Genomic DNA, 10,828 nt, shown 5'->3' with positions numbered 1-10,828 from the left:
CCGTCGTGCTCATGGGCACGAAGGGGTGTACCGACCTGATGATGCTGCTGCATCGCACAGGTCACGCGCTGGAGACCGAACTGACGGCGAGGCTCGCGGAGATCGGACTGACTCCGCGAGCCCGCTGCGTGCTGTCCAGCGCCCTCGACGCGGGGCGCACGCAGACCGAGATCGCCGATCACGTCGGCATCGACAAGACGACCATGGTCGTGACGATGGACGCGCTCGAAGCCGCTGGCTACGCCGAGCGCGAGCCGTCGCCGACGGACCGCCGTGCCCGCGTCGTGGTCGTGACCGGCAAGGGCCGCGAGATCGTGGCGAAGGCTGACGACGTGTACGAGGACGTCGTCGGCAGCGTGCTCGGTTCGCTTCCTCCTGACGAGCGAGAAGGCATGGTCAACGGTCTGACGAGGCTGGTGGAGGGCCGGTTGGGCACTGTCGTGGCGTGTGACAAGCCGCCGCGCAAGCGTGCTCTGCGTCATGCGATTGGGTAGCAGATAGTCCCGTACAAAACTATCTGCTACGGTCCCTCTTATGACCTCAGGGGGATCGAGAACCGACGCGCGCTGGCTCGCGCTGATCGTGCTGTGCGCGGGGATGTTGATGATCGTGCTGGACCAGACGATCGTGAACGTCGCGCTGCCGGCGATCGCAGAAGACCTCAAGTTCGGCCAGGCCGGGCTGGCCTGGGTCGTGAACGCGTACCTGATCGCCTACGGCGGTCTGCTCCTGCTCGCGGGCCGGCTGGGTGACCTGATCGGGCACAAGAAGGTGTTCCTGATCGGCCTCGGCGTCTTCACGGTCGCGTCCCTGCTGTGCGGCCTGTCGCTGAGCGCCGAAATGCTGATCGTGTCGAGGTTCGTGCAGGGTGCGGGCGGTGCGCTGGCCACGTCCGTGACGCTGGGCATGGTCGTGACGATGTTCCCCGAGCCCGGCGAGCAGAGGCGCGCCATCGGCGTGTTCAGCTTCGTCGCGGCGGCGGGCGCGTCCCTGGGCCTGTTGCTCGGCGGTGTGCTGACCGACGCCATGTCCTGGCACTGGATCTTCTTCGTGAACATCCCGATCGGCATCGTGGCCGCTGTCGCCGCCGTGCGCCTGGTGCCCGACTCGGAAGGCCTGGGACTGCGGGAGGGCGCGGACGTCCTCGGGGCGCTGCTGATCGTCGCCGCGGTGATGCTCGGCGTCTACACGATCGTCAAGGCGGAGCACTACGGCTTCGGCTCCGCGCACACGTTGGGCCTGGGCGCCGTGGCCGTGGCGTTGTTGGTGGGATTCGTCTTTCGCCAGCGAACTGCCGCGAAGCCGTTGCTGCCGTTGAGGGTGTTCAAGTCCCGCAACGTGACCGGCGCGAACCTCGTGCAGATCTCCATGGTCGCCGGCATGTTCGGGCTGTTCTTCCTCGGCACGCTCTACATGCAGCTCGTGCTGCAGTACACGCCGTTGCAGATCGGCCTGGCGTTCATGCCCGTCGCCGGTGCCATCGCGGTGTTCTCGGTGTCGCTGTCGGCGCGCCTCAACACCCGGTTCGGCGAGCGCAACATGCTGATCGTGGGCCTGCTGTTCATGCTCGCCGGCATGCTGGTCTTCACGCAGGTGCCGGTCGACGGCTCGTACCTCGCGCACATCCTGCCGGCGGTGGCCCCGCTCGGGATCGGGCTGGGGCTGTCGTTCCCGGCCCTGATGACGCTCGCGATGTCCGGCGCCTCGCACGACGAGGCGGGTCTCGCGTCCGGTCTGGTGAACACGACCGCGCAGGTGGGCGGTGCCCTGGGACTGGCCGTGCTGGCCACGACCTCGACGACCTACACGTCGTCGCTGCTGGCCTCGGGTGTCGGGCGGCTGGAGGCGCTGACGTCGGGCTTCCACCTGGCGTTCTGGATCTCGGCCGTGCTCGTGGCGGTGGCACTGGGGCTCGCGGTGTTCGTGCTGCGGCAGGTCGCCGTGTCGCGCGATTCGCAGCCCGTTCTGGTGCACTGAGAACGATTCGCTGAAAAGGGGTGTCCGGTTCTCCGAGAACTGGACACCCCTTTTCAGTTCCAGGCTCAGATCTGGAGCTCGGCCTCGATGCGCTTGAGGTGGTGCCGCGCCAGCGCGAGGTTCGAGACGTCCCTTTCCAGCACCAGGTACAGGAACAGCGATCCCCTCGCCTTCACGCCGCCCATCAGCCGGATCAGGTGGTACTGGCGGTGCAGGGTGATCAGGATGTCCTCGATGGTGTCGCTGAGGCCGAGCGTCTGGATCACCCGGAGCTTCGACCGGACGACCTCGGTGTTCCCGGCGGCCGCGATCTCCAGGTTCAGCCAGTCGCCTCCGCCGCTCGTGCCGAGCGACATGCCGCTGTCGTAGTCGACGAGCGCGACGCCGACGGCGCCGGAGATGGACATGGCCTCTTTTAGTGCGGTGTCGATGTTCATCAAACTCCACTTTTCTGTGTCAACTGGTGATCGAGGCAACGTGATCGGTTTCTCGCTCCCCGATCGCATGCGGACACGTCTCCACATTGACGAGAGCAATGAACCGAATGCGGACATGTGCTGCGACCATTTTTGTTCGGTGGGACGGTGCCTCAGGGGGTCATGATCGAGCCGATCCGTTCGATCGAGGGCCGGGACTCGTGCAGGAGGCGGCCGAGGTTCAGCCCCTTGTCCCCGAGCACGACCATCAGCGCGGTCCTGCTGATCGAGTACACGGCCATGTAGCCCTCACTGCCGAAGACCACGGTCTGGCGGAGCGCGCCCAGGCCGACCACCTCGGCCGCCTGGCGCGCGATGCCGAGATCGGCGGCCGCGAGCGCGGAGATGTGCGAGGGTTCGACGTTTTTCGCCACGTCGGTGAGAATCGGAATTCCGTCGGACGCGGCGATCACCGTGTCCGTCACTCCGGCGACGTTCTCTCTGATCGTCCGCAGTTCGGCGGCCAGGGCGTCGTAGTCCAATCCATTTCCTTTCCGCTGCTCTGCCCTGGTGCCCGAGGGCGCAGGGAGGGCAGACCCCAGTGCGAAAAACTGAAGGCCGTCGCAGGCGGGGCGATTTCCAGCAGTTCTTCACCGAGCATTCGGGAGATCTCGACGGTGACCGAGTGGAGGCTCCTGCCTGTCGCGAAAGCTATGTCCCGCGCGCTCCGCCTTCCGGTGGCGTGCGCGACGATCTCCCGCCGTTCCCCGGACATCGACTTCGTCGCACGACCCGGCACCACGCGGTCCCGGTAGGGCGACAGGGGGACCGGCAGCGAGGCGATGGCGTCGAGCCGGCCCGCCGTCTCCGCGAGCAGCAGAGCCGGTGCGACACCGCCGGTCACGGGCAGCAGGGGCACGTCGGCGGAATCGCTGACGACGACGCATTCCTGCACGTCACCGGCAGCGACGGCGAACGCCCCGTCCTGCAGCGCGGCCACCGCGACGGCCTCGACCTCGGCGAGTCCGATGGACCCGCGCGCGACGAGCGCCGCCTGGAGCGACCCGGTCCCGACGCTCTCCACCAGCGCCGCGTCCCAGTCCTCCGCGCTGATCCCGCCAGAGCTCAGCAGCAACGTCTCCACGCCGGGCGAGCCGGCGCTCTCCACGGCGATCACGGCGCCGTCACGCAGGTGGAACAGTCCTCCCGCATTTCCGGTGACGCTCAACGCCCCGGTGACACGATCCTCGTGGCACTGGGTCAAGGCGCATGCGAGGGCGTCGAATGCGGCTTGATGATCGCGTAACAGAGGTAACTCCGAGTCAATTCGATCTAACAGAGCGGAATCCTGGCGAATGACCGCCCAATCGGGCACTTCTGGCTCATCGAAGGAGTGACCGACGCCGTTACTTCATACCTGTCCGTATCGCAAAAGCGCGCCAAGCAGTACACGATCGAGTGAAGGATTCCAGATCGTGTGGCAAGGTTTTCGAAACTTATTTATCCGGGTTCTATGGAATTCAGTGGTCGGCCAGTTCTTCGCGCTTCCGCACGTCATCGGTCCGCAGAATGGCGAACTTCCGGTCGTGCGCCTGGAGCACCTTCAGGAACCCGGGACTCGTCTCGAACACGTAGACCTCCTGGGCGTCGTTGATCCGCTCCTTCGGCACCCACGGCGTGCTCACGACGGCGGCGACCGCCAACGCCGACCCGGCCAGCAGCCACGCGAACCACTTGAGCAGCCACCGCGCGTTGCGAATGGCCAGCACCATCGCCACCCCGATTGCTGTTGCGCCCACCGCCAGCCACCACCGGTGGTACGTCAGCGTGTGCGACACCATCAACGCGATGAGCACGATCAAGGTGAGCAGCGCCGTCGTGTTCGCCCGCTCCGGGTCCTTGCGCGTGCGGAGGTAGAAGAAGAACGTGGCCGGCGTGACGACCATCAGCAGCACCGTGCTGATGCGGTCGTCGGCCATGAACGTGCCGAGGAACAGGCCTGGCGCGTCGTCCAGTTCGAGGGTGTGAAGGAGGGCGAACGCCGTGTGCCAGTCGTAGTGGCTCACCGCGAGCAGCCGCAGGAGGACGAACAGGACCGCGGCGCCGGTCAGCGCGGAACCCGTGTGCTTTGCACTCACGCGCAGAACTATGTCGCATCGGTCGCTGATGCAACTTGGTGGCGACGAGCTCACCAACGTATCCCCGGTCACAGCCCTCCGGACGTGTGCCGCACGTGCGCGGTTACCCTTGTCCGCACATCCCGTACCTGTTTTCGAGGAGTCACACCGTCGTGTCCGAGCGCACCCTGGTTCTCGTTAAGCCCGATGGCGTCGCCCGTGGTCTCGTTGGCGAGGTGATCGCCCGCATCGAGCGCAAGGGCCTGAAGCTCGCCGCCCTCGAGCTGCGCACCGCCGACCGCGCCACCGCCGAGCAGCACTACGCGGAGCACGACGGCAAGTCGTTCTACGGCGACCTGGTCGACTTCATCACCGGTGGGCCGTTGGTCGCCCTCGTCGTCGAGGGTGTCCGGGCCGTGCCGGCGTTCCGCCAGCTGGCCGGTGGGACCGACCCCGTCGAGAAGGCCACGCCCGGCACGATTCGCGGGGACTTCGGGACCGAGGTCCAGTACAACCTGGTTCACGGGTCCGACTCCGCCGAGTCGGCCGAGCGTGAGATCAAGATCTGGTTCCCGAACCTCTGAGGTTCTGGTTGTTCCAGGGGGACGGTTTGCGCATCTGTTGCGTGGGGCGTCCCCCTGTTTCGTTGGCGGGCGGCGGTTTCGTGTTCGTAGGTGGTCGCCGTGCGAGGGGATGTGTCTGCTGATTCCTGGGGCTCCGCCCCAGACCCCGCCAATCTGATCCGAAACCGGGCCTGCGCCGTGCGCGGGTTGATGGCACGCCTGTTGCGTTGGGCGGATGCGCGTTGCGTAGTTGGGTTGCGTTGGCGTGGTGGTTTCGTCCCAAGCCGTACCAAGAGCTGGCCACATGCAGGTAGGGGTGTCAACTCGACGAAGAGCGTGTCGAGTTGACACCCCTACCTGCATGCAGCAAGAGCTGTGGCACGACTCGTGACGAAACCACCACGCCCGAGCCTCTTGGTAAGGACGGCTCGCCTTCGGCGTCGCGTGGAAGACGGCTCGCCTGCGGCGTCGCGTGTCGTCAGGCCGTTCGTCGTGGGCTGCTGCCCAGCCCGCCTGCCGCGGCCCCGTTCAACTGTGTCCCCTCCGGATAGCCGAGCGGCAGGTACATCCACACGTCGTCCCACCGTTGCGTGCCCACGGCGATCGCGTTCGGCATCCGCCCGCACTCCCGGAACCCAAGGCTCTCGTACAGCTCGATCGCGCCATGGTTGTTGCCGCGCACCCCCAGCATCAGGATCTCCAGGCCTTGCGCGCGGGCGTTCTCCACCAAGCCCTCCATCACCAGCCGTCCGAGGCCGAGGCCGCGGGCCGAGGGGTGGGCCATGATCTGCTGGACCTCGGCGCGGTGCTGGAACACGGCGGTCGAGCCGCGGCGCCACATCCCCACGGCGCGCACGATGCCGTCCACAACAGCCACTGCGAACGCCGCGTCGCCGTTGCGGACCAGCTTCAGCACTGAGTCCAGCCAGTCGGAGATGCGGTCGTGGGAGGGAGGCGAGTGGTAGCCGACCGCGCCGCCCGCTGCCACCACGTCGTGCACGACCGCGTGGATCTCGGCGCGGAGGTGGTCGTCGGCTTCCGAGAGCCAGCGCAAGGTCGTGGGCATGGTGCTGATCGTAATTGCGTCGAGAATTGTCAGACCTGTTCGTTAACGTCGGGTGGGTGGACAACCTCGTTGAGGCCAAGGCTCTGACCAAGCACTTCGGATCGTTCGAGGCCGTGCGCGGCATCGATGTCGACGTGCGGCGGGGTGAGGCGTTCGGGTTTCTCGGGCCCAACGGGGCGGGGAAGTCGTCGACCATGCGGATGATCTCGTGCGTGTCCGGGCGGACGGGTGGGGACCTGAAAGTGCTCGGCATGGACCCGGCCACGCAGGGGCCGCAGATCCGTGCGCGGCTGGGGGTGGTGCCGCAGCTCGACAACCTCGACACGGAGCTGACGGTCCGGCAGAACCTGCAGATCTACGGGCGGTACTTCGGGATGTCGCGGCAGCGGTGCCGGGAGAAGGCCGAGGAGTTGCTGGAGTTCGCGCAGCTGTCTGATCGGGCCGATCACGAGGTCGAGCCGCTCAGCGGTGGGATGAAGCGGCGGCTCACGATCGCGCGGTCGCTGGTGAACGACCCCGAGTTGCTGCTGCTCGACGAGCCGACCACCGGGTTGGACCCGCAGGCCCGGCATCTGTTGTGGGACAGGCTGTTCAGGTTGAAGCAGGACGGTGTCACGCTCATCATCACCACCCACTACATGGACGAGGCCGAGCAGCTCTGCGACCGGCTCGTGGTGATGGACGGCGGGCGGATCGCGGCCGAGGGGTCGCCCAGCGCGTTGATCGACAAGTACTCCACCAGGGAAGTGCTGGAGCTGAGGTTCCAGCCGGGGGCCGAGAAACCGGACCTCGAGAGGTTCGCCGAGAGGGTGGAAGTGCTGCCGGATCGGCTGTTGCTCTACACGCAGGACGGCGAGCACACGTTGGCCAAGGTGCACGAGCACGGGGTTCAGCCGGTGCAGAGCCTGGTGCGGCGCAGTTCGCTGGAGGACGTGTTCCTGAGGCTCACCGGCCGGACGTTGGTGGACTGATGGAGACGTTGAGGGCTTCGTGGTTCGGGTTCGAGAAGACCTGGACGTGGTACCGGCGCAACTGGCGGGCCACGGCGGTGTCGAGCTTCCTCACGCCGGTGCTGTTCCTGTTGGCGCTCGGGCTGGGGTTCGGGTCGCAGGTGCAGTCGACGGCGCTGATCGGTGGCGTGCCGTACCTGCAGTACCTCGCGCCCGCGCTGGTGGTCGTCACGGCGGTGCAGGGGGCGACGTTCGAGTCGACGTTCCCGGTCATGTCGCAGTTCATGTGGCAGAAGTCGTTCATCGCCATGGTGGCCACGCCGATCACGCCGGCGCAGGTGCTCTACTCGCAGGTGATGTGGATCGGGTCGCAGCTGCTGCTGCGGTCGATCGTGTTCGTGGGCATCGCCGTGCTCCTCGGCGCGGCGGCCGGGCCGGGCGTCCTGCTCGCCATACCGGTCGCGACGCTGGCGGGGCTGGCGTTCAGCGCGCCGTTGGTGGCGTACAGCGCGACGTTGGAGAAGCCGGAGGCCTTCAACAACATCTTCCGGTTCGTGCTGATGCCGATGACGTTGTTCACCGGCGCGTTCTTCCCGGTGAGCCAGCTGCCCGACTGGTTGCTGCCGCTGGTGTGGCTGACGCCGACGTGGCACGGCATCGAGCTCGCGCGCGGGGCGACGTTCGGGTCGTTGGACCTCTTACCCGCGTTGGGGCACCTCGCATACCTCGGTGCGTTGGTCGCCGTGGGCGTCGCGCTCGGCGTTCGCTTCTTCCACCGAAGGCTGGCGGTGTGACATGACGCAGACACTCGACCGTGCTGATCAGGCGAAACCCGCCAGCGTGGGGCTGTTGTGGCGGGTGATCCCGCCGGGGCTCTACGGCAGGCGGGCGAGCATGCTCGTCGAACGGTCCGCGGTGGTGAACAAGCGCGCGTGGTTCGTGCTGGTCGGCGGGGCGTTCGAGCCGATGCTGTTCCTGTGGTCGCTGGGCCTCGGGTTCGGGCAGATGGTGACGGCGGTGGCCGGGCCGGACGGGCGGCCGATCAGCTACGCGGCGTTCGTGGCACCCGCGCTGCTGGCGGCGAGCGCGATGAACGGAGCGGTGTACGACGCGACGTTCAACGTGTTCTTCAAGTTCAAGTACGCGAAGCTCTACGACGCGATGCTCACGACGCCGATGGGGCCGATGGACATCGCGATCGGCGAGATCTCGTGGGCGTTGCTGCGCGGCGGTCTGTACTCGGCGGGGTTCCTCGGCGTGATGCTCGGGATGGGGCTCATCGCCTCGCCGTGGGCGTTGCTGGCGCTGCCCGCGGCTCTGCTGGTGGCGTTCGCGTTCGCGGCGGTGGGCATGGCGGCGACGACGTTCATGCGCTCGTGGCAGGACTTCGACCTCGTGCAACTCGCGGTGCTGCCGCTGTTCCTGTTCTCGACGACGTTCTACCCGCTGTCGGTCTACCCGGGCTGGCTGCAGACGGTGGTGACGTGGACGCCGCTCTACCACGCCATCGAGCTGATGCGGGGCCTCACGCTGGGCATGGTCGGCTGGGGCATGCTCGGCCACCTCGCGTACTTCGCGGTCCTGGCGGCCGTGGGAACGGTGGTCGCGGCGCGCCGGCTGGGCAAGTTGTTGCTGGACTGAGGCGCGATTCGGCCCCCGCCTGTGGGGGCCGTTACTCTCCTCGTGTGAGTGTCGAGTCTGTTTTCCCCAGGTTGGAGCCCCTGCTGCCACGGATCTCCAAGCCGGTGCAGTACGTCGGCGGGGAGCTCAACGCGACCGTCAAGGACTGGGACGCGGCGTCCGTGCGCTGGGCTTTGATGTATCCCGACGCGTACGAGGTCGGCCTGCCCAACCAGGGCGTGATGATCCTCTACGAGATCCTCAACGAGCTGCCGGACGTGCTCGCCGAGCGCACGTACGCCGTGTGGCCGGACCTCGAGGCGTTGATGCGCGAGCACGACGTCCCGCAGTTCACGGTCGACGGGCACCGTCCGCTCAAGGCGTTCGACCTGATGGGCATCAGCTTCGCGACGGAGCTGGGCTACACGAACATGCTGACGGCGCTGGACCTCGCCGGCATCCCGCTGCACGCCGAGGACCGCACCGAGGACGACCCGATCGTGGTCGCCGGTGGGCACGCGGCGTTCAACCCGGAGCCGATCGCGGACTTCGTGGACGCGGCGGTGCTCGGCGACGGCGAGGAGGCCGTCCTCGAGATCACCGAGATCGTCCGCGCGTGGAAGGCCGAGGGCAGCCCCGGCGGCCGCGACGAGGTGCTGACCAGGCTCGCCGAGACCGGCGGCGTGTACATCCCGCGGTTCTACGACGTGGAGTACCTGCCCGACGGCCGCATCCAGCGCGTCGTGCCGAACCGCGACCGGGTCCCGTACCGCGTCTTCAAGCGCACCACGATGGACCTCGACGCGTGGCCGTACCCGAAGCAGCCGCTGGTGCCGCTCGCCGAGAGCGTCCACGAGCGGATGAGCGTCGAGATCTTCCGCGGCTGCACCCGCGGCTGCCGCTTCTGCCAGGCCGGCATGATCACCCGCCCGGTGCGCGAGCGCTCCATCGAGGGCATCGGCGCCATGGTCCAGAAGGGCCTCGCGGCGACCGGTTTCGAAGAGGTCGGCCTGCTGTCCCTCTCGAGCGCGGACCACAGCGAGATCGCCGAGATCACCAAGGGCCTCGCCGACCGCTACGAGGGCACGAACACGGGCCTGAGCCTGCCGAGCACCCGCGTCGACGCGTTCAACATCGACCTCGCGAACGAGCTCTCCCGCAACGGAAGGCGCTCGGGCCTCACCTTCGCGCCCGAGGGCGGCAGCGAGCGGATGCGCCGCGTCATCAACAAGATGGTGTCGGAAGAAGACCTCATCAGGACGGTCTCGGCCGCGTTCTCCAACGGCTGGCGGCAGGTGAAGCTCTACTTCATGTGCGGCCTCCCGACCGAGGAGGACGAGGACGTCCTGCAGATCGCGGAGATGGCGAAGAACGTCATCCGCGCCGGCCGCCAGGCCAGCGGCCGCAACGACGTCCGCTGCACCATCTCGATCGGCGGCTTCGTGCCCAAGCCGCACACGCCGTTCCAGTGGGCCCCGCAGTGCGACCCGGACGTGGTCGACGACCGCCTGCGCAAGCTCCGCGAGGCCGTGAACAGCGACCGCAGCCTCGGCCGCAACATCGGCATGCGCTACCACGACGGCAAGCCCAGCCTCATCGAAGGCCTGCTCAGCCGCGGCGACCGCCGCATCGGCAAGGTCATCGAGGCCGTGTGGCGCGACGGCGGCCGCTTCGACGGCTGGAGCGAGCACTTCTCCTACGACCGCTGGACCGCGAAGGCCGCGGAACAGCTGGAGCCGCTCGGCGTCGACCTCGCCTGGTACACCACCCGCGAGCGCGAGGAGCTGGAGGTCCTGCCCTGGGACCACCTCGACTCGGGCCTCGACAAGGAATGGCTCTGGGCCGACTGGCAGGACGCGCTCGACGAGCGCGAGCAGGACGACTGCCGCTGGACCCCGTGCTTCGACTGCGGTGTCTGCCCGGCGATGGGCACGGACATCGAGGTAGGCCCGACGGGCCGCAAGCTGCTGCCGATCTCCCCGGTCGGCGTCGGCTCCCCGGTGAAGAACCCGGCTCTCACGCCGTAGGACACCCCGAGCTGTGCCGCAGGGCCCGCGAAAGCGGGCCCTGCTTCGTTTGGGCAACTCGCTCAGGGGGTCCAGCGGCATGCACGTCTCGT

Annotated in this window: 12 protein-coding genes; 7 read left to right on the top strand and 5 right to left on the bottom strand. The window is 67.6% G+C overall.

The features are described from left to right. The first annotated feature begins 11 nt into the window (after positions 1-11). Together IE307_RS45165 and IE307_RS45160 are read left to right on the top strand one after the other, a co-directional pair. A complete protein-coding gene (locus IE307_RS45165; protein WP_229905668.1) occupies positions 12-494 on the top strand; it encodes a MarR family winged helix-turn-helix transcriptional regulator in 483 nt (160 codons plus the stop codon). A 40-nt stretch (positions 495-534) separates the two neighbouring features. Beyond that, the gene (locus IE307_RS45160) at positions 535-1,977 is read left to right on the top strand and encodes a DHA2 family efflux MFS transporter permease subunit (RefSeq protein WP_191305661.1); all 1,443 of its coding nucleotides are present in this window, start codon (positions 535-537) and stop codon (positions 1,975-1,977) included. A gap of 65 nt (positions 1,978-2,042) precedes the next feature. Here IE307_RS45160 and IE307_RS45155 read toward each other — a convergent pair whose 3' ends face one another. The 4 genes from IE307_RS45155 to IE307_RS45140 all read right to left on the bottom strand — a co-directional run bounded on the left by IE307_RS45155 (position 2,043) and on the right by IE307_RS45140 (position 4,531). Continuing rightward, on the bottom strand, positions 2,043-2,414 hold the full coding sequence (locus IE307_RS45155) for a hypothetical protein (protein ID WP_191305660.1): 372 nt from the start codon (positions 2,412-2,414) through the stop codon (positions 2,043-2,045). A 152-nt stretch (positions 2,415-2,566) separates the two neighbouring features. Further along, the gene (locus IE307_RS45150; protein WP_229905667.1) at positions 2,567-2,878 is read right to left on the bottom strand and encodes a roadblock/LC7 domain-containing protein; all 312 of its coding nucleotides are present in this window, start codon (positions 2,876-2,878) and stop codon (positions 2,567-2,569) included. After that, positions 2,875-3,621: a MarR family transcriptional regulator gene (locus tag IE307_RS45145; RefSeq protein ID WP_191305658.1), complete on the bottom strand. Its 747-nt coding sequence runs from the start codon at positions 3,619-3,621 to the stop codon at positions 2,875-2,877. The genes IE307_RS45150 and IE307_RS45145 overlap by 4 nt, the downstream gene beginning before the upstream one ends. A gap of 292 nt (positions 3,622-3,913) precedes the next feature. Further along, entirely contained in the window at positions 3,914-4,531 is a 618-nt protein-coding gene (locus tag IE307_RS45140; protein WP_229905666.1) for a hypothetical protein, read from the bottom strand. Positions 4,532-4,683: 152 nt separating this feature from the next. Between IE307_RS45140 and ndk the strand changes: the two genes are divergently transcribed. Continuing rightward, a complete protein-coding gene (ndk, locus tag IE307_RS45135) occupies positions 4,684-5,094 on the top strand; it encodes a nucleoside-diphosphate kinase (protein WP_191305657.1) in 411 nt (136 codons plus the stop codon). A 457-nt stretch (positions 5,095-5,551) separates the two neighbouring features. Here ndk and IE307_RS45130 read toward each other — a convergent pair whose 3' ends face one another. Continuing rightward, complete coding sequence (locus IE307_RS45130; protein WP_191305656.1) at positions 5,552-6,139, bottom strand: GNAT family N-acetyltransferase; 588 nt, start codon at positions 6,137-6,139, stop codon at positions 5,552-5,554. A 56-nt stretch (positions 6,140-6,195) separates the two neighbouring features. On the opposite strand from IE307_RS45130, the gene IE307_RS45125 reads away from it, so the two are divergent. From IE307_RS45125 to IE307_RS45110, 4 genes are read left to right on the top strand one after another with little or no spacing between them, the layout of a single operon-like run. Next, positions 6,196-7,110, top strand: coding sequence for an ABC transporter ATP-binding protein (locus tag IE307_RS45125; protein WP_229905665.1), 915 nt, complete (start codon positions 6,196-6,198; stop codon positions 7,108-7,110). Next, on the top strand, positions 7,110-7,883 hold the full coding sequence (locus tag IE307_RS45120; RefSeq protein ID WP_191305655.1) for an ABC transporter permease: 774 nt from the start codon (positions 7,110-7,112) through the stop codon (positions 7,881-7,883). Before IE307_RS45125 ends, IE307_RS45120 begins: the two co-directional genes overlap by 1 nt. Position 7,884: 1 nt before the next feature. Then, a complete protein-coding gene (locus IE307_RS45115) occupies positions 7,885-8,730 on the top strand; it encodes an ABC transporter permease (protein WP_191305654.1) in 846 nt (281 codons plus the stop codon). Positions 8,731-8,774: 44 nt separating this feature from the next. Then, positions 8,775-10,736, top strand: a complete 1,962-nt coding sequence (locus tag IE307_RS45110) for a TIGR03960 family B12-binding radical SAM protein (protein ID WP_191305653.1) — start codon at positions 8,775-8,777, stop codon at positions 10,734-10,736. The last annotated feature ends 92 nt before the right edge of the window (positions 10,737-10,828 follow it).

This window comes from Lentzea cavernae (assembly GCF_014653695.1).
Classification (GTDB): domain Bacteria; phylum Actinomycetota; class Actinomycetes; order Mycobacteriales; family Pseudonocardiaceae; genus Lentzea; species Lentzea cavernae.
Note: the sequence above shows the minus strand (reverse complement) of the source record. Positions and strands in the feature narration are given on the sequence as shown.